The 21,892-nt window shown below is 63.5% G+C and carries 20 protein-coding genes; 3 read left to right on the top strand and 17 right to left on the bottom strand.

What is annotated here, in order from left to right; translation table 11 throughout:
• Window positions 1–87: 87 nt before the first annotated feature.
• From AC1RKI_RS25060 to AC1RKI_RS25030, 7 genes are all read right to left on the bottom strand, one after another.
• Window positions 88–387 (bottom strand): STAS domain-containing protein, encoded by a 300-nt coding sequence (locus tag AC1RKI_RS25060; protein WP_061956469.1) that lies wholly within the window; start codon window positions 385–387, stop codon window positions 88–90.
• 126 nt (window positions 388–513) lie between these two features.
• Window positions 514–1,137 carry an MlaC/ttg2D family ABC transporter substrate-binding protein gene (locus AC1RKI_RS25055; RefSeq protein ID WP_061956582.1) on the bottom strand — a complete coding sequence of 208 codons (624 nt, stop codon included), beginning with the start codon at window positions 1,135–1,137 and terminating at the stop codon, window positions 514–516.
• A gap of 225 nt (window positions 1,138–1,362) precedes the next feature.
• On the bottom strand, window positions 1,363–2,133 hold the full coding sequence (locus tag AC1RKI_RS25050; protein ID WP_061956471.1) for an MlaA family lipoprotein: 771 nt from the start codon (window positions 2,131–2,133) through the stop codon (window positions 1,363–1,365).
• Window positions 2,130–2,699, bottom strand: coding sequence for an outer membrane lipid asymmetry maintenance protein MlaD (mlaD, locus tag AC1RKI_RS25045; protein WP_061956473.1), 570 nt, complete (start codon window positions 2,697–2,699; stop codon window positions 2,130–2,132). Before mlaD ends, AC1RKI_RS25050 begins: the two co-directional genes overlap by 4 nt.
• A gap of 38 nt (window positions 2,700–2,737) precedes the next feature.
• Window positions 2,738–3,514, bottom strand: a complete 777-nt coding sequence (gene mlaE, locus AC1RKI_RS25040; RefSeq protein WP_061956475.1) for a lipid asymmetry maintenance ABC transporter permease subunit MlaE — start codon at window positions 3,512–3,514, stop codon at window positions 2,738–2,740.
• Window positions 3,511–4,362, bottom strand: a complete 852-nt coding sequence (locus AC1RKI_RS25035) for an ABC transporter ATP-binding protein (RefSeq protein ID WP_061956477.1) — start codon at window positions 4,360–4,362, stop codon at window positions 3,511–3,513. The genes mlaE and AC1RKI_RS25035 overlap by 4 nt, the downstream gene beginning before the upstream one ends.
• Window positions 4,363–4,511: 149 nt before the next feature.
• Window positions 4,512–5,600 carry a Bug family tripartite tricarboxylate transporter substrate binding protein gene (locus AC1RKI_RS25030; protein ID WP_061956479.1) on the bottom strand — a complete coding sequence of 363 codons (1,089 nt, stop codon included), beginning with the start codon at window positions 5,598–5,600 and terminating at the stop codon, window positions 4,512–4,514.
• 172 nt (window positions 5,601–5,772) lie between these two features.
• Between AC1RKI_RS25030 and AC1RKI_RS25025 the strand changes: the two genes are divergently transcribed.
• The 3 genes from AC1RKI_RS25025 (at window position 5,773) to AC1RKI_RS25015 (ending at window position 7,208) form a co-directional block, all read left to right on the top strand.
• The gene (locus tag AC1RKI_RS25025) at window positions 5,773–6,297 is read left to right on the top strand and encodes a GNAT family N-acetyltransferase (RefSeq protein ID WP_492798000.1); all 525 of its coding nucleotides are present in this window, start codon (window positions 5,773–5,775) and stop codon (window positions 6,295–6,297) included.
• A gap of 144 nt (window positions 6,298–6,441) precedes the next feature.
• Entirely contained in the window at window positions 6,442–6,876 is a 435-nt protein-coding gene (locus AC1RKI_RS25020) for an STM2901 family protein (protein ID WP_244786210.1), read from the top strand.
• Window positions 6,873–7,208 carry a DUF1493 family protein gene (locus AC1RKI_RS25015; protein ID WP_227458819.1) on the top strand — a complete coding sequence of 112 codons (336 nt, stop codon included), beginning with the start codon at window positions 6,873–6,875 and terminating at the stop codon, window positions 7,206–7,208. Before AC1RKI_RS25020 ends, AC1RKI_RS25015 begins: the two co-directional genes overlap by 4 nt.
• A gap of 78 nt (window positions 7,209–7,286) precedes the next feature.
• On the opposite strand, the gene AC1RKI_RS25010 is transcribed toward AC1RKI_RS25015, so the two are convergent.
• The 10 genes from AC1RKI_RS25010 to AC1RKI_RS24965 all read right to left on the bottom strand — a co-directional run bounded on the left by AC1RKI_RS25010 (window position 7,287) and on the right by AC1RKI_RS24965 (window position 21,885).
• On the bottom strand, window positions 7,287–8,753 hold the full coding sequence (locus tag AC1RKI_RS25010) for a glutamate synthase subunit beta (RefSeq protein WP_061956485.1): 1,467 nt from the start codon (window positions 8,751–8,753) through the stop codon (window positions 7,287–7,289).
• A gap of 113 nt (window positions 8,754–8,866) precedes the next feature.
• The gene (locus AC1RKI_RS25005; RefSeq protein WP_492798041.1) at window positions 8,867–13,534 is read right to left on the bottom strand and encodes a glutamate synthase-related protein; all 4,668 of its coding nucleotides are present in this window, start codon (window positions 13,532–13,534) and stop codon (window positions 8,867–8,869) included.
• Between the two features lie 390 nt (window positions 13,535–13,924).
• On the bottom strand, window positions 13,925–14,662 hold the full coding sequence (locus AC1RKI_RS25000) for a transposase (RefSeq protein ID WP_150980922.1): 738 nt from the start codon (window positions 14,660–14,662) through the stop codon (window positions 13,925–13,927).
• Between the two features lie 57 nt (window positions 14,663–14,719).
• Window positions 14,720–15,877 carry a deoxyguanosinetriphosphate triphosphohydrolase gene (locus AC1RKI_RS24995; protein WP_061956491.1) on the bottom strand — a complete coding sequence of 386 codons (1,158 nt, stop codon included), beginning with the start codon at window positions 15,875–15,877 and terminating at the stop codon, window positions 14,720–14,722.
• A gap of 56 nt (window positions 15,878–15,933) precedes the next feature.
• The gene (aroB, locus tag AC1RKI_RS24990; RefSeq protein ID WP_492798003.1) at window positions 15,934–17,040 is read right to left on the bottom strand and encodes a 3-dehydroquinate synthase; all 1,107 of its coding nucleotides are present in this window, start codon (window positions 17,038–17,040) and stop codon (window positions 15,934–15,936) included.
• Window positions 17,037–17,642: a shikimate kinase gene (locus AC1RKI_RS24985; RefSeq protein WP_492798005.1), complete on the bottom strand. Its 606-nt coding sequence runs from the start codon at window positions 17,640–17,642 to the stop codon at window positions 17,037–17,039. Before AC1RKI_RS24985 ends, aroB begins: the two co-directional genes overlap by 4 nt.
• Window positions 17,643–17,865: 223 nt before the next feature.
• Window positions 17,866–20,016, bottom strand: coding sequence for a type IV pilus secretin PilQ (locus AC1RKI_RS24980; protein WP_150980920.1), 2,151 nt, complete (start codon window positions 20,014–20,016; stop codon window positions 17,866–17,868).
• Window positions 20,013–20,558, bottom strand: a complete 546-nt coding sequence (locus AC1RKI_RS24975; protein WP_492798007.1) for a pilus assembly protein PilP — start codon at window positions 20,556–20,558, stop codon at window positions 20,013–20,015. Before AC1RKI_RS24975 ends, AC1RKI_RS24980 begins: the two co-directional genes overlap by 4 nt.
• Entirely contained in the window at window positions 20,555–21,232 is a 678-nt protein-coding gene (locus AC1RKI_RS24970) for a type IV pilus inner membrane component PilO (RefSeq protein WP_061956501.1), read from the bottom strand. The genes AC1RKI_RS24975 and AC1RKI_RS24970 overlap by 4 nt, the downstream gene beginning before the upstream one ends.
• Before the next feature lie 2 nt (window positions 21,233–21,234).
• Window positions 21,235–21,885, bottom strand: a complete 651-nt coding sequence (locus AC1RKI_RS24965; RefSeq protein WP_061956503.1) for a PilN domain-containing protein — start codon at window positions 21,883–21,885, stop codon at window positions 21,235–21,237.
• Window positions 21,886–21,892 lie beyond the last annotated feature (7 nt).

Raw genomic sequence — 21,892 nt, 5'->3', positions numbered from 1 at the left:
GGACCGGCGCGCGGCGCGGGCCAGGCCCGACGCCGTGGCATCGCATGGCCGCGCGCAAAGGCAAAGCGCACGGCGACGGATGCCGGTTCAATGTCGGTGGTGGTGGGATTCCGGGTAGGCAGCGGCAGGCGTCAGGCCGAGCAGGCCTTCCACGCCGTAGAGGCTCGCCAGCGAGCGCAACTGCGGCGTGACGCCGGCAAGCGCCAGCGCTTGACCGCGTTGCGCCGCGGCACGCTGCCACGCCAGCAGGACTGCCACGGCCGCCGAATCGATCTGCGTCAGCGCGCTGCAGTCCACCGTGACATCGCCCTGCTGCACGCGCGACAACCCGTCGCGCAGCACGGCTGCGGCGTTGCGGTTGGTCAGCGAGGTGCCGAGGGCAGGCATGGGAACGGAGGCGGTGTGCGTGAGATGGAAATAAAAACTCCCGCCCGATGGCGGGAGCGCGTTGGCATTGTAGACCAGATCAGATCGCTTTGCTGCAGTGCAATCGGCATCCGGCCAATTTGCCGATCAGCTCTTGGCGTTGGCCAGCTGACGATTGCGGTCCTGCAGCGTCTTGATGATGCCGTCCACGCCCTGCTGGGTGGCGATCGTATTGAAGCTGCCCTTGTACGCCTCGGTCAGCCACGCGCCCAGCACGTTAATGTCATAGACCTTCCAGCCTTGCGCGGTCTTTTCCAGGCGGTAGTCGAGCTGAATCGGCTCGCCCTTGTTGATCACCTGCGTGCGGATCGTGGCATCGGTATCGTCAGCCGTGCCGCGATACGGGCGGAACTGCACCTGCTGGTCGCGGATCTGCGCAATCGCGCCGGCGTAGGTGCGGATCAGCAGCGTCTTGAATTCGTCGGTGATGACCTTCTGCTGTTCCGGCGAAGCCTTCGACCAATTGCGCCCCATCGCGATCTGCGTGGTCTTGGTGAAGTTGGCGTGCGGCAGGATCTTCTGTTCAACCAGTTGGGTGATCTTGCCGACGTTGCCGGCCTGCATGTCCTTGTCGCTCTTGACGGTGGCCATCACATCGCTGACCACGGATTTCACCAGCGCATCGGGCGAGGTGGCGTCGGCCTGCTGCGCCTGCGCGGCGCCCGCGAAGGCGAAAACGGTGAGAAAGGGAAGCAGCAGTCGCTTAAGCATATCGGTTATGTCCTTTTCCATTCCGGGCGATGTCCGAGGCAAGCCCCGCTATCTGGCCCATCCAATACAGCGGCGCAGCGCCAGCATCGGAAAATATTGAAACACAGGCGCCGGCATGACGTGGCATGCCGAGATGAAACAAACGCCACTTTCAAACACTTTGTTTCAGGCCTCACAGCGCGCTCACAGCCGCCGCAAGACCTTGACCAGCTTGCCCAACGGGCCTCAGCCAGCTTTTGGCGCGGCCGGCGGCGCCGCGCCATCGTCCTTCGGATCCTTGGTCGGCGGTGCGTCGTCATCGTCCTGCGACGGCGGATTGCCATCGTGGATCAAGTACTGGCGACGCTGGAGATACGAATCGCGCAGGAAAGCGTACTTGTCCAGCGCCGCCGCTTCGATCAGGTTCGACGCGCCAAGCAGTTGCGCACGACCATCGACGACACGAACCGCGGACAGCGAAAGACCGGCGTACCACGGCGAGATATAGCTGGTCGGGTCCATGAAGCGGTCGACTACCATGCCCGACGCATCGCGCACGCTGCTCGGGCCGAACAGCGGCAGGACCAGGTACGGTCCGGACGGCATGCCCCACACGCCCAGCGTCTGGCCGAAATCCTCCTTGTACTTCGGCAGGCCGGCGGGCGTGGCAATGTCGATCAGCCCGCCGATACCGAGCACGCTGTTGATCGCCACGCGCATCGTATCCTCGGCCGCGCGCGAGGGCTTGCCCTGCAGCAGGTTGTTGGCGGCCGAGTAAACATCGCTGACGTTCGAGAAGAAGTTGCCAACCGCGGTGCGCACCGGCGACGGCACATAGTCCTGATAGCCCTCGGCCACCGGCTTCAGCGCGTATTTATCGAGATTGTCGTTGAACGTCGAGACACCCCGGTTGAACGGCTCCAGCGGATCCGCCGGATTGGCGTTCGGTCCGGTGGCGCAACCGGCCAGGACAAGCGCGGCCCCCGACGCCGCGATCAAGCGAGAGAATGCAATCATTTGTTGCCGCCCATGCCTGGCGCGGCCGGCAATGCGGCCGCCCCCGAACCGGACGTATTCGACGAAGAAGAAGACGAAGATTGGGAAGACGACGCGCCGCCGCTGGCGCCCGCATCGGCCGCCTTGTTATAGAGGAACTGGCCGATCAGGTTTTCCAGCACGACAGCCGATTGCGTCATCGTGATTTTGCTGCCCTGCGCCAGCATCTTGTCGTCGCCGCCGGCTTCCAGGCCGATGTACTGCTCGCCGAGCAAACCCGAAGTCAGGATCTTGGCCGACGTGTCCTTGGGAAACTGATAGCGCTTTTCCAGGTTCAACGTCACCGTGGCCAAGTACTGCTTGTCATCGAAATTGATCGATGCCACGCGGCCGACCACCACACCGGCGCTCTTCACGGGCGCGCGCGGTTTCAGTCCGCCAATATTGTCGAACTGCGCGGTGACGGCATACGTGTCCTGGAACGAGAAGCTGCTCATATTGCCAGCCTTCAGCGCCAGGAACAGCAGCGCGGCAAAGCCCAACACCACGAACAGCCCCACCCAGTAGTCGAGCGAATTTTTCTTCATGCGAGTCTCTTGTCGAATGCTTGTCGGTAAGGCCGGCCTCAGCTGAACATCAGCGCGGTCAGCAGGAAGTCCAGCCCCAGCACGGCGAGCGAAGCCATCACCACGGTGCGAGTGGTGGCGCGCGACACGCCTTCCGGCGTCGGGTTGGCTTCAAAACCTTGATACAAAGCGATAAACGTCACGGCGATGCCAAAAATGAAGCTCTTGATCACGCCATTGAGGATATCGGCGCGCACGTCGACGCCGCCCTGCATCTGCGACCAGAACGCGCCGGCGTCCACGCCGATCAGCTGCACGCCCACCAGATAGCCACCGAGCACGCCGACCGCGCTGAAGATGGCGGCCAGGATCGGCATGGCGATGACGCCGGCCCAGAAGCGCGGCGCGATCACGCGCTGCAGCGGATTGACCGCCATCATTTCCATTGCGGTGAGTTGTTCGCCCGCCTTCATCAGGCCGATTTCGGCAGTCAGCGACGTGCCGGCGCGGCCCGCAAACAGCAGCGCGGAAACCACCGGTCCCAGCTCGCGCACCAGCGACAGCGCCACCAACAGGCCGAGCGCCTGTTCGGAGCCGTAGCGGTTCAGCGTGTAATAGCCTTGCAGACCCAGCACGAAACCGACGAAAAGCCCCGACACGGCGATGATCACCAGCGACAGGTTGCCGACGAAGAACACTTGGTCGGACACCAGCCGGGAGCGGCGCAACAATGCGGGCGACAACGCCAGCAGCGCGAAGAACATGCGCGTGGCGCGGCCCAGGCCCGCGACGAACTGGCGCACGGCGGCGCCGATAGTGGTGAAGAAGCCGGTCAACGCGCGCCTCCGGCAAGAAAATCGTCGGCCAGCGACGGGGCGGCATAGTGAAACGGCACCGGGCCATCGGCCTGCGCGTGGACGAACTGCCGCACGAACGGATCGCTCGACGCGCGCAGGTCCTCGGGCGCGCCTGCGGCGGCAATCCCGCCGTTTGCAATGAAATAGACGTAGTCGGCGATCTGGAACGTCTCCTGCACGTCATGCGAGACGATGATCGTCGTGGCGCCCAGCGCGTCGTTGAGATCGCGGATCAGTTTCGCGGTCAGACCGAGCGAAATCGGATCGAGTCCGGCGAATGGTTCGTCGTACATCAGCAGCGCGGGATCGAGCGCGATCGCCCGCGCCAGCGCGACCCGCCGCGCCATGCCACCGGAAATCTGCGCTGGCATGAGGTTGCGCGCGCCACGCAGCCCCACCGCGTTGAGCTTCATCAGCACCAGGTCGCGAATCATCGATTCGGGCAGGTCGGTGTGCTCGCGCAACGGAAACGCCACATTGTCGAAGACCGACAGATCGGTGAACAGCGCGCCGAACTGGAACAGCATGCCCATCTGGCGGCGGACCGCATAGAGGTCCTTCTGGCCCATCGCGTCGATATCCGCGCCGTTGAATGTGACGCTGCCGCGCTGCGGACGCACCATGCCGCCGATCAGGCGCATCACGGTGGTCTTGCCGCAACCCGAGCCACCCATGACCGCGACCACCTTCCCACGCGGAAAACGCATGGAAAGCCCGCTAAGAATGGGCTTGTCGCCGGGTGCGTATGCAAAATCTACATCCGCAAGCTCGACGACATTCGGGCCGGTAAAAAGCTGGCCAGACGGATTCGGCACGATAGCGGTCACTTGGGGGGCGGGATTTGGATGGACGGCCATTATAAGGGCTACCACCTATCCGCTATCGTCCCGTGTGGTGATCTCACCATTGCACGGGCGACAACAATCTGCTCTTGCAGCGAGTCCCAGGCCGGACATACGGCCGGTCGCACTGATAGTCAGGGTTCGGCGCGCGGCCCGGCCTGGCGCAGAATGACCTGCCATTGCACGGATTCCGAGCGAATCGCCGTCGCAAAGGCTTCCGGGGAATCGCGCACCGGCGAGAGCCCCGCCGCAAGTAACTGCGCGCGCACATCTCGTTCGTTGGTCACACTGTCCAGCTCATTGGCCAGTCGCGCAATGATGGCGCGCGGGGTCTTGGCGGGTGCCATGACGCCGTACCAGGCAAGGGCGCCATATCCCTCCATGCCCGATTCCTGCAGCGTCGGCGCGCTGGGCACCACCGGCGACCGCATCGGCCCCGTCACACCGAGAATTTTCAGCGCGCCCGAGCGGACATGCGACTGGACCGAGCTCCACGAACAGAAACAGGCGCTGATGCGGCCCGCCAGCATTTCCTGCACGACAGCGCTTTCGCCCTTGGCGGTGACCAGCGGCACGCTGTTGGGAATACCGCGCACGGCATATTCGGCATACAGATGCGAAGGGCTGCCGGGCTGGCCATAACCGTAGCTGTAGGACGCCGGGCTTGAACGGACCGCCGTGACCCATTGCTGCACGGTTGTCATCGGCAGATGCCCGTCGATCACAAGAAAGAGCGGGGTCGCCGCGACGCGGGCCACTGGTGTGAAGTCGCGGATCACGTCGTACGGCACCGGTTCGAGACCGGGCTGAATCAGCATATTGGCCTGGTGAAACAGCAGCGTATGTCCGTCCGAATTGGCTTTGGCGACCATATCGCCGGCCATCGTGCCTGCCGAGCCGGGCCGGTTGTCGACCTCGACGGGCACGCCAAGCCGCACCGCGAGACGCTCGGCCAGCAGCCGCGCGACGGCGTCAGCCACTCCTCCAGCCGGGAATGGAACGATCATGCGCAAGGCGCGCGCTGGGAACGTCACGGAACGACCCGCCATTTCGGCCCGGCTAACGGGCGGAATGCTGGCGAGCTGGGCAAAGGCGGGAGGTTGCGCCAGGGCTGTTGCCGAACTCGCCACGCAGGCCATCGACACACTGAGCCACCGAGCGGCGAGCATGGGCAAATTAGCTTTACCTCGCCAAAGACGCATGCATTTGCGCACTTCGGACATCAATTTCCTCCGGACCGCGGCACACGTCCGCAGCACCACATCGGCTGAAAGGGATTCGAGGCAGTTTCTTCGTTATCTTTTGGAGAAATTGTAGGGACAATACGAGAGCGGGCACAGACCGCGTAAACGCTCTCCGGGAGGACCCGGATGTGAGCGTTCGTATAATCACGGGATGTCCGAAATCATCGTGCGCCTCATGCAAGAGGACGATTTGCCTGCCGTGCTCGCGGTCCAGGCGCAGTGCTATGGCAATGATCTGATCGAAACCCGGCAGGCGCTGGCAAGCCGGCTACACCTGTCGCCCGCCACCTGCTGGGTGGCTGCCCTGCCCGAAGGCCGACTGGCCGCCTACCTGTTCACCCACGCCTGGCCGGAGGCCACGCTCCCAGCGCTCGACGGCGTGCTGGCGCGCGACTGGCCACCCGCCACTCCCCTGACCTGGTTCGTCCACGACATGGCCGTGGCGCCGGCCGGCCAAGGCACCGGCCTGGCCGCCCGCCTATACGCCACCGCCGAACAGTCGGCCCGCGCACTTGGCCTGACCTCGTCACGCCTGATCGCCGTACAGTCGGCCGCCACCTGGTGGCGCAGGATCGGGTACGCCCCGCTCACCGCACACGAAGCCGCTCCCCACGCCCACAAACTGGCCGCCTACGGCGCCGACGCCATCCTCATGGAGCGTAGATTCGGCGGTTGACGGGAGGCTGACAGGTTGAGTGACCAAACATCTCGCCCGGTATTTGACGTGCAGCAAGTCCGACCGGGAACTCGCTGAAGTCCGATTTCTTCACCGGCGGCATGGCGACACGGTTTCCAGCTCAACAGAGTTAGAGATCTATGTGTGGGCAACACCTATCGCTATGGCATCCACGAAAGTCTTTCGCCCGGAGAATTACTTCTGCTCGTCACCATCGACGAGACCTGCAAGCAGCTCGGCATTGAAGATTTCGCTACCGTTGGGGCAATTCTGGCGGGGCAGAACTGGGTGCCCACTCGAGGAAAATTTAGGGGGGCCACGCCGCGGACCTCCATTGCGTCGAAGGTTGCGCGAACCTATCTGAATTACGATCTGAAGCGAAGGATCTTGCCAACTGTCACGAACGCGAGCGTCAGGCAGCTGAAAGTGTTCATGACACGAAATCTTGGCACGTTCGTCGGCCGCTCTGTTCCGGTTCTGGGGTGGGCACTCCTCGCCCGGGACGTAGCCATCATCACTGTCAACTCAGTGGGCCAGTACAACCGATTGGTCAAAACCGAGGACAAGGTCTTCTCATGACAGACGCCACGCTTGCGGCACTTACCGCTTTTATTCGGCAAAGCACCGGCCTTCCGGAAGGCAGACGCATTTCCCGCACCGACAGCCTTGAACGCGACCTGGACCTAACGGGCGACGAAGCCTTTGAATTCATGGAGAAATTACTCGAGCACTTTGGCATCGATCGTGGCGACTACGCGTTTCAGCGTTACTTCTGCGCGGAGGGCTTCAATCTGCTCGAGATCCTCGCCATGCCGTTCTCGCGGAAAACTCGTCAAAAGTACGAGAGGCTGCCACTGACCATCGGCATGCTGGAGCGGGCAATCGAGGCGGGGGTATGGGAAACGCCATAGGACCCTGATCTACCGTGTCCCAAAACAAAAAGCCCGCCCGGAGAACCCCGTGCGGGCTTTTTTACCTACAACGCGCGATCAGCGCGGCAGCTCGGAGTGTCCCATCAGGAACGTGTCGACCGAACGGGCGGCCTGGCGACCTTCGCGGATCGCCCAGACCACCAGCGACTGGCCGCGACGCACGTCGCCGGCGGCAAACACCTTCGGCACGTTGGTGTAGTACGCACGGTCGCCATCGGTCGACGCCTTGGCGTTCTTGCGCGCATCGGTGTCCACGCCAAACGCATCGAGCACCGAACCCACCGGGTTGGTGAAGCCCATCGCCAGCAGCACCAGGTCTGCCGGCAGCACGAACTCGCTGCCCGGCACTTCCTGCATCTTGCCGTCCTTCCACTCCACGCGGCATGCCTTCAGCGCGGTGACCTTGCCGTTTTCGCCGATGAATTCCTTGGTGGCGATCGACCAGTCGCGCGAGCAGCCCTCGTCGTGCGACGACGACGTGCGCAGCTTGATCGGCCAGTACGGCCAGACCAGCGGCTTGTTCTCTTCTTCGGGCGGTTGCGGCAGCAGTTCGAATTGCGTCACCGATGCGGCACCGTGACGGTTCGACGTGCCCACGCAATCGGAACCCGTGTCGCCGCCGCCGATCACGATCACGTGCTTGCCGTCGGCGCGGATTTCGTTGATGCCGTCGCCGGCCACTTCCTTGTTCTGCGGGATCAGCATTTCCAGCGCGTAGTGCACGCCGGCCAGATCGCGCCCCGGCACCGGCAGGTCGCGCGGCACTTCGGCGCCGCCGGCCAGCACCACGGCGTCGAACTGTTCCATCAGCGCCTGGGCCGAGACCGTTTCACGCGCGTAGTTCTTGATGCCGGCCGGCAGCTTGTCGCCATCGGTCACCATCACGCCCGGGCGGAACGTCACGCCTTCGGCCTGCATCTGTTCAATGCGGCGGTCGATCAGGCCCTTCTCCATCTTGAAGTCGGGAATGCCATAGCGCAGCAGGCCGCCGATGCGATCGTTCTTTTCGAACACGGTTACGTCGTGACCGGCGCGCGCCAGTTGCTGCGCCGCAGCCATGCCCGCGGGACCGGAGCCCACCACGGCGACCGTCTTGCCCGTCTTGTGCTTGGGCACCTGCGGCTCAACCCAGCCCTCTTCCCAAGCCTTGTCGATGATCGCGTGCTCGATCGACTTGATGCCGACCGGCAGTTCATTAATGCCCAGCGTGCACGCCGCCTCGCAAGGCGCCGGGCAGATGCGGCCCGTGAACTCGGGGAAATTGTTGGTCTGGTGCAGGACTTCGATGGCCGACTTCCAGTCCTGGCGATACACCAGGTCGTTAAAGTCGGGAATGATGTTGTTGACGGGGCAGCCATTGTTGCAGAACGGAATCCCGCAATCCATGCAGCGCGCGCCCTGGATCTTCGCTTCGCTGTCCGACAGTGCGAAGACGAATTCCTTGTAGTGCTTCACGCGCTTGACTACGGGTTCGTAGCCTTCGTTCTGGCGCGGAAATTCGAGAAAGCCAGTCGCCTTACCCATGTTGCATCCTTGGTCTTGCTTGGCGCGAGGCGGCCGTGCCGGCCTCGCGTGGGGTCAGTATCTTGTTGGCGCCGCAGCACGGGCCGCGGCGCCTCTCGTCGTGTGGCTGCCGGTCAGGCGGCTACCGGTTCGCGATCGTTGTCGCGGGCAGCCTGTTCCTTGGCGTACATTTCGCCCAGCGCGCGCTTGTACTCGGTCGGGAAGACCTTGACGAACTTGCGGCGTGCCGTGGTCCAGTCGGCCAGCAAAGCCTTGGCGCGCTCCGAACCAGTGTGGCGGAAGTGCTGTTCGATCAGATCGCGCAGGATGACTTCGTCGAGCTGACGCTTGCCGCCGATCTTGTGCCATTGCGCTTCCGGCTGACCCTTCTGCTGGTCGGCCGAAGCCAGCACGGCTTCCAGCGCCACCATCGACGTATTGCAGCGACGGTCGAACAGGCCATCCTCGTCATATACGTAGGCCACGCCGCCCGACATGCCCGCCGCGAAGTTGCGGCCGGTGCTGCCCAGCACCACCACGGTGCCGCCCGTCATGTATTCGCAACCGTGGTCGCCGGTGCCTTCCACCACGGCCGTGGCGCCCGAATTACGCACCGCGAAACGCTCGCCGGCCACGCCGTTGAAGAACGCCTCGCCCGCGATTGCGCCGTACAGTACGGTATTGCCGATGATGATGTTGCGCGTCGGATCGCCGCGGAATTCATGCGGCGCGCGCACGATCACTCGGCCGCCCGACAGACCCTTGCCCACGTAGTCGTTGGCGTCGCCCACGAGGTCGATCGTGATGCCGTGCGCCAGGAACGCGCCGAACGACTGGCCTGCCGTGCCCTGGAACTGGATGTGGATCGTGTCGTCCGGCAGGCCCTCATGGCCGTACTGCTTGGCCACCACGCCCGACAGCATCGCGCCGACCGTGCGGTTCACGTTCTTGACCGGCTGGATGAACGACACACGTTCGCCCTTGTCGATAGCCGGACGCGCCTTGGCGATCAGCGTGTGGTCCAGTGCCTTGCCGGCTTCCACCGACAGACCGTGGTCCTGCACGTCGGTGTGGTAGCGCGGCACATCGGCCGGGAACGGCGGCTGGTAGAAGATGCGGCCGAAGTCCAGGCCGCGGGCCTTCCAGTGCTCGATCCCGGCGCGCGTGTCGAGCAGGTCGGCGCGGCCGATCAGTTCGTCAAACGTGCGGATGCCCAGTTGCGCCATGATTTCGCGCGCTTCCTCGGCAACGAAGAAGAAGAAGTTCACCACGTGCTCGGGCTTGCCCTGGAACTTCTTGCGCAGTGCCGGATCCTGCGTCGCCACGCCCACCGGGCAGGTGTTCAGGTGGCACTTGCGCATCATGATGCAGCCTTCGGCCACCAGCGGCGCGGTGGCAAAACCGAACTCGTCGGCGCCCAGCAGCGCGCCGATCACGACGTCGCGGCCGGTCTTCATCTGACCATCGGCCTGCACGCGGATACGGTTGCGCAGACCGTTGAGCATCAGCGTCTGTTGCGTCTCGGCCAGGCCCAGTTCCCACGGCGTGCCGGCGTGCTTGATCGACGACCACGGCGATGCGCCAGTGCCACCGTCATGACCGGCGATCACCACGTGGTCGGCCTTGGCCTTGGCCACTCCGGCTGCCACGGTACCCACGCCCACTTCGGACACCAGCTTGACCGAGATGTCCGACGCCGGGTTCACGTTCTTCAGGTCGTGGATCAGCTGTGCCAGATCTTCGATCGAGTAGATATCGTGGTGCGGCGGCGGCGAAATCAGGCCAACGCCGGGCACCGAATAGCGCAGCTTGCCGATGTAGTCGGACACCTTGTGGCCCGGTAACTGGCCGCCTTCGCCCGGCTTCGCGCCCTGCGCCATCTTGATCTGGATCTGGTCGGCCGATGCCAGGTATTCGGCGCTCACGCCGAAACGGCCCGACGCCACCTGCTTGATCTTCGAGCGCAGCGAATCGCCGTCCTTCAGCTCGAGATCCTTCTCGACGACGTGGTCGCCCAGCACGCTCTTGAACGTATCACCCTGCTTGATGGGGATGCCGCGCAGCTCATTGCGGTAGCGCTTCTCGTCCTCGCCGCCTTCACCGGTGTTGGACTTGCCGCCGATGCGGTTCATCGCCACGGCCAGCGTGGCATGCGCTTCGGTCGAAATCGAACCGAGCGACATGGCGCCCGTGGCAAAGCGCTTGACGATTTCCTTAGCGGGCTCGACTTCGTCCAGCGGAATCGCGCGGGCCGGATCGACCTTGAACTCGAACAGGCCGCGCAGCGTCATGTGGCGGCGGCTCTGGTCGTTGATGATGTTCGCGTATTCCTTGTACGTCTGGTACTGGCCACGGCCGTCGTCGGCGCGCACTGCGTGCTGCAGCTTGGCGACCGAATCCGGGGTCCACATGTGTTCTTCGCCGCGGACACGGTATGCGTACTCACCGCCGGCGTCGAGCATGCTCTGCAGCACCGGGCTGCTGCCAAAGGCATCGCGATGCAGGCGCAGCGCTTCCTCGGCCACCTCGAAGATGCCGATGCCTTCCACGTTCGACGGCGTGCCGTGGAAATACTTTTGCACGAGTTCGCGCGACAGGCCGATGGCTTCGAAAATCTGCGCGCCGGTGTACGACATGTACGTGGAGATGCCCATCTTCGACATCACCTTGAACAGGCCCTTGCCAATCGCCTTGACGAAGTTCTTGACGGCCTTTTCCGGCGACAGGTCGCCCGACAGGCCCGCGGCCATGTCGGCCAGCGTTTCCATCGCCAGGTACGGGTGGACAGCTTCCGCGCCGTAACCCGCCAGCAGCGCGAAGTGATGCACTTCGCGAGCCGAGCCGGTTTCGACCACTAGGCCGGCGGACGTGCGCAGGCCCTTTTCCACCAGATGATGGTGGATGGCCGACGTTGCCAGCAGAGCGGGGATGGCCACGTGGCCGTCGTCGACGCGGCGGTCCGACACGATCAGGATGTTGTAGCCCGAACGCACGGCATCCACGGCCTCGGCGCACAGCGACGCCAGGCGCGCCTCGATGCCTTCCTTGCCCCATGCCACCGGATAGCAGATGTTCAGTTCGTACGAACGGAACTTGCCGCCGGTGTAGTGCTCGATGTTGCGGATCTTGGCGATGTCCTTGAAGTCCAGCACGGGCTGGGCCACTTCAAGACGCATCGGCGGGTTGATGTTGTTCAGTTCCAGCAGGTTCGGCTTGGGGCCGATGAACGACACCAGCGACATCACCATGTTCTCGCGGATCGGGTCGATCGGCGGGTTGGTCACCTGTGCGAACAGCTGCTTGAAGTAGTGATAGAGCGTCTTGTTCTTGGACGAGAGCACGGCCAGCGGCGAATCGTTGCCCATCGAGCCGGTGGCTTCCTCGCCGGCCAGCGCCATCGGCGCCATCAGGAACTTGACGTCCTCCTGGGTGTAGCCGAATGCCTGCTGGCGATCGAGCAGCGGCGACACCGGCTTCTTCTCGGCGGCGACGTCCTCGGGCTTGGCTTCGATCTCGTCGAGCTTGATGCGCACGGCATCGATCCAGCTCTTGTACGGCTTGGCGTTGGCCAGGTTGTCCTTGAGTTCCTTGTCGTCAATGATGCGGCCCTGCTCCATGTCGATCAGGAACATCTTGCCCGGCTGCAGACGCCATTTCTGGACGATGCGCGACTCCGGGAACGGCAGCACGCCGGCTTCCGAGGCCAGCACGACGAAATCGTCCTCGGTGACATAGAAACGGGCCGGACGCAGGCCGTTACGGTCGAGCGTGGCGCCGATCTGACGACCGTCGGTAAAGCAGATCGCGGCGGGGCCGTCCCACGGCTCCATCATCGCGGCGTGGTATTCGTAGAAGGCACGGCGGTTGTCGTCCATCAGCGTGTGCTGCTCCCAGGCTTCCGGGATCATCATCATCATCGCGTGGACGAGCGGGTAGCCGGCCATCGTCAGCAGTTCGAGACAGTTGTCGAACGAAGCCGTGTCCGATTGGCCCGGATAGATCAGCGGCCAGAGCTTGGGCAGGTCGTCGCCAAGCACCGGCGACGAGATGGCGCCGGTACGCGCGTTCACCCAGTTCACGTTGCCCTTGACCGTGTTGATTTCGCCGTTGTGGGCGACCATGCGGTACGGGTGGGCCAATTCCCAGGCGGGGAACGTGTTGGTCGAGAAGCGTTGGTGCACCAGTGCCAGCGCCGACACCGCGCGCGAATCCTGCAGGTCGCGGTAGTACTCGCCCACCTGGTTGGCCAGCAGCAGGCCCTTGTACACGACCGTGCGCGCCGACATCGACGGCACGAAATACTCCTTGCCATGCTTGAGCTTAAGCGCCTGGATGGCGTGGCTGGCCGTCTTGCGGATGACGTAGAGCTTACGTTCCAGCGCGTCCGTGGTCATGATGTCGCGACCGCGGCCGATGAAGATCTGGCGGATCACCGGCTCGGTGGTGCGCACGGTCGGCGACATCGGCATGTTGCAATCGACCGGAACATCGCGCCAGCCCAGTACGACCTGGCCTTCCAGGCGCACGGTGCGTTCGAGTTCCTGTTCGCACGCCAGACGCGAGGCATGTTCCTTCGGCAGGAAGATCATGCCGACGCCGTATTCGCCGGCCGGCGGCAGCTTCACGCCCTGCTTGGCCATCTCCTCGCGGTAGAACTGATCCGGAATCTGGATCAGGATGCCCGCGCCGTCGCCCATCAGCGCGTCAGCGCCAACCGCACCCCGGTGATCGAGGTTCTCAAGGATCTTTAGCCCTTGCGAAATGATTTCGTGGGATTTCTTGCCCTTGATATGCGCAACCATGCCGACGCCGCAGGCGTCGTGCTCGTTGGACGGGTCATACAGGCCCTGGGCCTGCGGGCGGGCGGCGAGATCGGTGGGTTGTTGCGAGTGGTCCACGGGCTGAATTCCGGTGAAGGCTGCGAGCCAGCAAGGCAGACCGAACGGGATGACTGTCGCAAAACCTCTCGATGGGCCTGGCTGACAGCGGGACCGCAGCGGCGTACACAGGCGTGACGCGCCGCACAATGACTGTGGGTGCAGCCACTATAAGAGAATCGTCTCGTGCCCGCAAAAATTTTAAATGGGGTCAGAACACATTTTAGATTGCACCAAACAGAATCCAAATTTAATTGGGGACATATTAAAGTCGGGCGAATGTGCCGGTGGAATGCGACACGTTGGTGCGTCGCCTCAGGCGTCCATGTCGGCTGGAGCGGTGCCGGCGTCGTCCACGGCCTCGGCGGCGTGCTTCCGAGGTCGCCCTTTCGGCAGCGGACGGATCCGGCGGGTGGCGTGCCGGGCAAGTTGGGCCAGAAACGCTTCGTCGCCCAACGGCCAGCCGCTGTGCGCATGCTGGCGCAACGTCTCCAGCGTCTTGCCCGACAAGCCCTCGGCAGTCAGCGCGCGATAGTTGGATTGGCGCTCAAACGGCGTATTTCCCATGTCCCAATACGCAGAGTGATCGCTCACAATCGAGCTTGCCTCGATGCCGGCGTGGTGACGGTAGCTGCTCCAGCGATCGTGCTCGGGCGCGGTCACGTCGCCGGCGCGCATCCCATTACCCTCGACATAAAGCATGGCCGGCAGCAGCCAGGTGTCCGGCTCAATGACAGCGGAGCGGAAACGCCCTTCCCACAACGTTCCCGTTCGATTGGCCACGCGATTGAAATGCCGCGCATAACGACGGCCCACCGCCTGCATCGTCAGACTCAGTGATTCCGGCGTCTTGGGCGTGGCAACGAGGTGGATATGGTTGGGCCGCAGGCCGAACGCGTGGATCGCCAGTTCGTGCTCGCGCGCCGCCATGCGCAGGCAATCGAGGTAATGGAGGTAGTCTTCCGGGCCGAGGAATACCGGCTGCCGGTTGTTGCCGCGTTGCAACACTAAAACGGGCAAACCGGCGGGGGAGAATCGGGGAAGGCGGGCCATCGCGCACTCATCAGCAAGGATGCGCGCATGATATCCCGATCTGTCCCCGTTTATCGCTCAGCCAATGGAATTGCTTTCGCTGACCGCGAAAATGCGGCGGTGTTCGCGAATCGCATAGCGGTCGGTCATGCCGGCGATGTAGTGCGCGATCAGGCGCGGCTGGTCCGCCCCGGGGCCCGCCTGATATTGCGGCGGGAGCAAGCGCGGGTCCTGCATAAACGCACCGAACAGATCTGAAATGATGCGCTGCGCCTTGGCGGACATCCGCATGACCAGGTAATGCCGGTACAGATGACGGAAAAGGAAACGCTTCAGTGCGGCGGCTTCCTCGTGGATCTTCGGACTGAACGACACCAGCGGGCCAGCCGCGCGTACCGCGTCGATCGATTTGGGATTGGCCGCCGCAATATTGCGCGCGGTGGTTTCTATCAGGTCGATGATCAGCGTGTTGATCATGCGCCGGACCGTCTCATTGATCGCCCGGCGCCCATTGATACCGGGGAACACGGCGGCAACTTCGGCGCGATGCCGGGCCCACATCGGCACCTCGTCGAGCTGTTCCAGTGTCAGCAGGCCGGAACGCAGTCCATCGTCGATATCGTGATTGTTGTACGCGATCTCGTCGGCAAGATTGGCCAGTTGCGCTTCGAGCGAGGGCTGGGTGCCTTCCAGGAAGCGGCGTCCAAGCTCGCCCAGCGCGGCGGCATTGACGCGCGAGCAATGCTTGAGAATGCCCTCGCGCGTTTCGAACGTCAGGTTCAGGCCATTGAAACCGCCATAACGCTCCTCGAGCTCGTCGACCACCAGCAGGCTCTGCAGATTGTGTTCAAAGCCGCCGTGATTCTTCATGCAGCCATTGAGCGCGTCCTGGCCGGCATGGCCGAACGGCGTATGCCCGAGGTCATGAGCCAGCGAGATGGCTTCGACCAGATCTTCGTTGAGCCGCAGGTTTCGAGCAATCGACCGCGCGATCTGCGCCACTTCCAGGCTATGGGTCAGCCGCGTGCGGAACAGGTCGCCTTCATGGTTCACGAAGACCTGAGTCTTGTATTCGAGCCGGCGAAATGCGGTGCTGTGGATGACGCGGTCACGATCGCGCTGAAATTCACTGCGCGACGACGACGCCGGCTCCGCATGCACCCGGCCGCGCGTTTGCGCGGAGCGTGCGGCGTAGGGCGCGAGATGCGCTTCGAGGTCAGTCACTTGAGTGGTCATGCGGGCAATCCAGTAATCCGTTGGGTGGTTCAGGGTTGCAAGGCATAACCAATCGCTCAGGCGACTGGCGCCTCGGTTGGCGGTTTCAGTACCGCGTGACGCAGCGTGTCGCGCAGATCCTGATCCGGCACGGTAGTGATGAAGGCCTCGCCGAGCTTGCGCAGCAGGATGAACTTGATGCTGCCCGCCTCCGCCTTCTTGTCCACCTTCATTAATTCGACGTAACGGTCGACGCCGAGATCCGGCGCCACGATGGGCAGCATCGCCGCCTGGGTAAGGGTGCGGATGCGCGCACGCGTTTCGACATCAATAAAGCCAAGCCGATGCGAAAGATCTGCCGCCATCACCATGCCGCAGCCGACGGCCTCGCCGTGCAGCCACTCCCCATAGCCCATGCCAGCTTCGATTGCATGTCCGAACGTATGGCCGAAATTGAGGATGGCGCGCAGCCCGCCCTCGCGTTCGTCCTGCGCCACGACGCTTGCCTTGATCTCGCACGAACGTCGCACGGCCTGCGCCATCAGGCTGGCGTCGCACGCATTGAGCGCCGCGATGTTCTGCTCGATCCAGCCGAAGTAATCGGCGTCAGCAATCGCGCCGTGCTTGATGACCTCGGCGAGCCCTGCCGCGAGTTCGCGCGATGGCAGCGTGCGCAGCGTATCGATGTCCGCGATCACGGCGTTGGGCTGATGGAACGCCCCGATCATGTTCTTGCCCAGCGGGTGGTTGATGCCCGTCTTGCCGCCGACCGACGAATCGACCTGCGCCAGCAACGTGGTCGGCATCTGCACGAACGGCACGCCGCGCATGTAGCAGGCTGCGGCAAACCCGGTCATGTCGCCCACCACGCCGCCGCCAAGGGCAATCAGCGTGGTCTTGCGGTCGGCGCCCGCCTTCAGCAGTGCATCGAAAATCAGGTTGAGCGTTTCCCATTGCTTGAACCGCTCGCCGTCGGGCAGCACCACGGTTCGCACGGTCTTGCCCAGGCCGCTCAAGGCGGCTTCGACGCGCGCCGCGTACAGCGGACCGACCGTTTCATTGGTCACGATGACGGCGTGCTGGCCGCGGATATGCGGCTGCAGCAGGTCGGCGCGGTCCAGCAGGCCGCTGCCGATATGGATCGGGTAGCTTCGCGTCCCGAGATCGACTTCCAACGTAATCATGAATGGGTGTCCTGCGCCGGTTGTCCAGTCGCCGCATCGGCAGCGGATTCGCATTCGGAATCTGCGGGGGCAAACGTGAAACCGGCCATTTCAAGTTGCATAAGAACCATATTAGCAAGCTGCGCCACGGTCGGCTTGCCGGTTTCGATGACGAAATCGGCGACTTCGCGATAGAGCGGATCGCGCTGCGCATAGAGCGCCTCAAGGCGCCCCTTCGGATCCTCGGTCTGCAATAGCGGCCGATTGCGGTCATGGCGCGTTCGCAGCCATAGATCGTGCGGACTGGCGCGCAGATAGACCACCGTGCCGTTGGCCTTGAGCGCCTCGCGGTTGGCCGGACGCAGCACCGCACCGCCGCCAGTGGCCAGGACGATGCCCCGCTGCGCGGTCAGTTCGGCAATGATCTGCGCCTCGCGGTCGCGAAATCCGGCCTCGCCTTCGTGCTCGAAAATGATCGGAATGCGCACGCCACAACGCGCCTCGAGTTCATGGTCCGAATCGAAGAACGGATAGTTGAGGCGCCGGGCCACGGTGCGGCCGACGGTAGTCTTGCCGGCGCCCATCAGGCCAACAAAGAATAGGTTCGGGCGATTGGCTGTCACTGGACTGTCTTGCACGATAAGGCTTGGGGCATCGACACGCCGACCGTCAGGGCCAGGTCCGTCTCGACGTGATGCATCCGCCATTGTGCATCATCGCAACGGGCCCGCCGCGGCTGGCTGTCGCCACCACTAACGATGCCGCCAAAATGAAAAAAGCCGCGTCCGAATCCGACGCGGCCTGCCAGTCTACTGCATCCGGGCTTTGTGCTGCACCCGGCCGGCATTATTTCAGCGACACGCTGTCGTTCAGGATACGTGGGGTCAGGAACACCAGCAGTTCCGTCCGGTTGTTGACCTTGGCGTTGTTCTTGAACAGATTGCCCAGCACCGGGATGTCGCCCAGCCACGGCACCTTGTTGTAGTTGTTCGATTCTTCCTGACTATAGATGCCGCCGATCACCACGGTACCGCCGTTCTCTACCAGCACCTGCGTCTGCACGTGCTTGGTGTCGATGGCGAAGCCGTTGACGGTCTGGATGCCCACGCTGTCCTTGTTGACGTCGACGTCCAGCAGCACGTTGCCTTCCGGCGTGATCTGCGGGGTGACTTCCAGTTTCAGGTTGGCCTTGCGGAACTGGATCGACGTGGCGCCGCTGGAGGTGGCCGATTGGTACGGCAGCTCCGTGCCCTGTTCGATCAGGGCCTTGATGTTGTTGGCCGTCACGACGCGCGGGCTGGAGATGATCTTGCCTTTGCCGTCCGCCTCGAGCGCGGACAGTTCCAGGTCGAGGAAACGGCCCGCGCCGGCATTGAAGATACTGAATGCCACCGATGCCGGATTGGTGCCGTTGATCGCGGCCGCCGGCAGGCTCAGCGCCGGGCTGTTATCCCACTTGGCATCCTGCGTGAACGGCGACGCAACGTTCTGGTACGTGTTGCCAAGCGCGCTGCCGGCGCGTGGCAAGGCGAAACCAAGCTTCACGCCAAGGTTGCGACTGAAGGTGTCGCTGGCTTCGACGATACGCGCCTCGATGATCACCTGGCGCACGGGGATGTCGATCTTCTGCAGGAAGATCTGCACCTCTTCCAGCTTGCCCGCGATATCGGACACGAACAGCTGGTTGGTACGCGGGTCCGCCGTCAGCGAGCCACGCTTGGACAGCATGCGCGTCACGCCCATTGCGCCAGCGCCGCCCACCGCGGCCACCGGCGCCGCACCGCCGCCCGCGCCACCGGTCGCCGGCATGCCCAGCAGCATCCGGCGCACGTCGTCGGCGCGCTGGTAGTTCAGCTGGAAGACCTGGCTGCGGATCGGCTCGAGTTCGTTGATCTGCTGCAGCGACTCGAGTTCCAGCTTTTCCTTGGTGGCAAGTTCAGCCTTCGGTGCCACCCACAGCACGTTGCCGTTGCGGCGCGAGGCAAGACCCTTCGAATCCATGACGATCTGCAGGGCCTGGTCCCACGGAACATCCTTGAGACGCAGCGTCAGGTTGCCCTGCACGGTATCGCTGGTGATGATGTTCAGGTTCGTGAAGTCGGCGAACACCTGCAGCAACGAGCGGATGTCGATGTTCTGGAAGTTCAGCGACAGGCGCTCGCCGCGATAGCCCTGGCCCGAGATCAGCTTGTTCGGATCTTCCTTGACCTGGCGGACTTCCACGACGAACTGGTTGTCAGTCTGGTACGAGCTGTATTCCCAGTTGCCGCGCGGCTCGATGGTCAGGCGCGCGCTGCCATTGGTGTCCGCGGCGCGCATGGCCTGGACCGGCGTGCCGAAGTCCGTGACATCAAAGCGGCGACGCAAATCCGTTGGCAGCGAGGTGCCCATGAAATCGACCACCAGGTTCTGTCCCTGTTGCGCGATGTTGATACCCGAATCGCGCGACGAGAGATCGACCACGATGCGGCCCGCACCGTCCTGCGCGCGGCGGAAGTCGATATTGCGCACCGACGGCCGGTTGACCGCCATCGACTGGGCTGCGGCGGCCGCGGCAGCCGTGGGCGCGAACGTCGGCGCCGCGGCATTGGGCGCCTGCACCACGTTATCGAGCAGCACGACGTACTGCGTGCCGCGCATTTCGGTCCGGTAGGTGGTAGTGCGGCTCAGGTTCAGCACAACCCGCGTGCGGTCCCCGATCTGCATCACGTTTGCGCTCTTGAGCAGCTTGCCGGCGTACTCGTACTGCGCACGCCCCGCGCCAAATCCCGTATCGAAAAAATCGATCGCGATCTTGGCGGGATTCTGGGTTGTGAAATCCACCGGTTTCTGCGCGAGCGGACCCTGCAGGTCGACCGTAAACACGGTCTGCTCGCCCACGACGTTGGCTTCCACCTGCCTGAGCTGATTCTTCTGTGCCAATGCGGCCGGAGAGGCCAGCACCAGCGCCATCGCTGCAGCGCCCGCAAGCGCCCGGACCCAACGTACGGTGATCATGCGGATGCCTCCAGCTTCAGGCTGGTCATTTTCTCTTTCCAATCTGAGACCCCTTCCCGAACCAATTCGCGCAACACGATCTCTTGATCGGTGATGCGGACCACCCGGCCGTAACTCTGGCCGAGATACTGACCCACCTTTACATGATGGATCTTGTTATCTACGCGTACGACACCGTAGGTCTCGCCGTTCTTCTTCAGCATCCCGAGCATCTTGAAGTTTTCCAGCGGAAAATCCTCGAGCGGCTCGTGTCGCCGTCCGGCCTCCGGCGACTCGGACATCGTTTTGTTCAATTCGCCGATCTTCGTCTGCGCGAAGGGCTCCGGCGATGCGCGACCACCATACTCGCGCGGCACATACGGCTTGACGTCGGGCAGGGGCTCTGGCGGCGGCGCCTTGGCGGCACGGGTCTGGCTCATCCATTGGCGCAGGCCTTCGTCGTCGCTGGATCCGCAGCCGCCCAGCGCGATGACCGCAAAGGCGGCGACGCCAAGCGTGCGCCACGCAGGCAGGCGAACTCGATTCACGCGGACAGGGCTCATTTGGCGCCTCCCGCCTTGGTCTTCTTGGCGGCCGCGTCGGCCGCGGCGCGACGCTGTGCGGCCTGCTCGTCAGGATCCAGCGCACGATAAGCCATGGCAACGGCTTCCATCGATAGCGTGCCGTCCTTGGCCACCGACATGTTCAGGTTTCGCATCGAAACGATCCGCGACAACGCGGCGACGTCGGCATTGAACAGCGCAACATCGTGATAGCGGCCCGTAACCTTCAGGTTGACCGGAATCTCGGCGAAGTAAGGCTTTACCGTGGCGGGCTGCGGCTTGAACAGTTCGAACTGGAGCCCGCGCGCCACGCCGGCGTGATTCACGTCAGCCAGCAACGCATCCATTTCGGTGCTGTTCGGCAGTTGCCGTTCGGCAAGGGCCACGCGCTTTTCGACCTCGACCTTTTGCTTGCGCAGTTCGTCGAGGTTGGCCACCTGGGCGACCTTGGTCTTGAACTGCGTCTTCAGCGTCGCGTTTTCGGCGTGCCTGCGATCAAGTTCGTCGCTCTTGTCGGTCCAGTAGAACTGCCAGCCCAGAATCAGCACGATCACCGCAGCAAGAATCGAAAACAGCACGCGCGGCGCTGCGGGCCAGGTTTCCGGCTCGTTCAGGTTCAGACCGCGAAATTGCGTGGTCAGGTCCTGCAGGGAAATATCGGAATTGAGCGCCATGGTCAGACCTTGTCCTTCGCGGCTTTGGCAGCGGCGCCCGAGGCCCCGCCGGTGCCCTTCTTGTCGGCAGGCTGCTCCGGTGCGCGGTAGGAAAAGCGCATCGAGAAGTCGAACAATCTGCGCTGCTCACGCAGATTGTTGGTCATGGTGATGGCCTTCGATTCCACCAGCTCGGCGCGATCCAGCCACTGCACCTGACCGATATTGCGCAGCAGTTCCGATACGCGCTCGTTGGATTGCGCAACGCCGGCCATGACGAAGTCGTCGCCGGTCTGCTTGAGACTGGTCAGGTACACGCCTTCTGGCACCTGTCGCACCAGCTCCTCCAGCAGTTGCACCGGCAGATTGCGCTGCGCCTGCAGGCTCTCGATGGCGCGCTGCCGGTCCAGCAGCGATTCGATGTCCTTCTTGAGCGAATTGACTTCGGCGATCTGCCCGTCCATGCGGGCGTTTTCGGTCTTCAGGGTCTGATTCAGCCGGGTCACTTCATCGATCTGTGCATCGATGTAGAAACCCCCGAGCAACACCACGAGCACGCCGGCGCCCGCGGCGCCGCCCAGCATGGTGTAGACCTTCTTGCGCCGGGCCGCCTTGCGGGCCTCGTGATACGGCAGCAGGTTGACCGACGGAATGGTATTCGTCGTCGTGGACATGCGTGTC

The sequence above is a fragment of the Cupriavidus sp. GW822-FHT06G04 genome, from assembly GCF_058799075.1.
This window is presented reverse-complemented; position numbering and strand designations above follow the sequence as displayed.

What these genes read in the sequence shown, in the direction of transcription:
- AC1RKI_RS25060 (WP_061956469.1), bottom strand. Translation starts at nt 387, where the DNA reads ATGCCTGCCCTCGGCACCTCGCTGACCAACCGCAACGCCGCAGCCGTG.
- AC1RKI_RS25055 (WP_061956582.1), bottom strand. Translation starts at nt 1,137, where the DNA reads ATGCTTAAGCGACTGCTGCTTCCCTTTCTCACCGTTTTCGCCTTCGCG.
- AC1RKI_RS25050 (WP_061956471.1), bottom strand. Translation starts at nt 2,133, where the DNA reads ATGATTGCATTCTCTCGCTTGATCGCGGCGTCGGGGGCCGCGCTTGTC.
- mlaD (WP_061956473.1), bottom strand. Translation starts at nt 2,699, where the DNA reads ATGAAGAAAAATTCGCTCGACTACTGGGTGGGGCTGTTCGTGGTGTTG.
- AC1RKI_RS25030 (WP_061956479.1), bottom strand. Translation starts at nt 5,600, where the DNA reads ATGTCCGAAGTGCGCAAATGCATGCGTCTTTGGCGAGGTAAAGCTAAT.
- AC1RKI_RS25025 (WP_492798000.1), top strand. Translation starts at nt 5,773, where the DNA reads ATGTCCGAAATCATCGTGCGCCTCATGCAAGAGGACGATTTGCCTGCC.
- AC1RKI_RS25015 (WP_227458819.1), top strand. Translation starts at nt 6,873, where the DNA reads ATGACAGACGCCACGCTTGCGGCACTTACCGCTTTTATTCGGCAAAGC.
- AC1RKI_RS25010 (WP_061956485.1), bottom strand. Translation starts at nt 8,753, where the DNA reads ATGGGTAAGGCGACTGGCTTTCTCGAATTTCCGCGCCAGAACGAAGGC.
- AC1RKI_RS25005 (WP_492798041.1), bottom strand. Translation starts at nt 13,534, where the DNA reads ATGGTTGCGCATATCAAGGGCAAGAAATCCCACGAAATCATTTCGCAA.
- AC1RKI_RS25000 (WP_150980922.1), bottom strand. Translation starts at nt 14,662, where the DNA reads ATGGCCCGCCTTCCCCGATTCTCCCCCGCCGGTTTGCCCGTTTTAGTG.
- AC1RKI_RS24995 (WP_061956491.1), bottom strand. Translation starts at nt 15,877, where the DNA reads ATGACCACTCAAGTGACTGACCTCGAAGCGCATCTCGCGCCCTACGCC.
- aroB (WP_492798003.1), bottom strand. Translation starts at nt 17,040, where the DNA reads ATGATTACGTTGGAAGTCGATCTCGGGACGCGAAGCTACCCGATCCAT.
- AC1RKI_RS24980 (WP_150980920.1), bottom strand. Translation starts at nt 20,016, where the DNA reads ATGATCACCGTACGTTGGGTCCGGGCGCTTGCGGGCGCTGCAGCGATG.
- AC1RKI_RS24975 (WP_492798007.1), bottom strand. Translation starts at nt 20,558, where the DNA reads ATGAGCCCTGTCCGCGTGAATCGAGTTCGCCTGCCTGCGTGGCGCACG.
- AC1RKI_RS24970 (WP_061956501.1), bottom strand. Translation starts at nt 21,232, where the DNA reads ATGGCGCTCAATTCCGATATTTCCCTGCAGGACCTGACCACGCAATTT.
- AC1RKI_RS24965 (WP_061956503.1), bottom strand. Translation starts at nt 21,885, where the DNA reads ATGTCCACGACGACGAATACCATTCCGTCGGTCAACCTGCTGCCGTAT.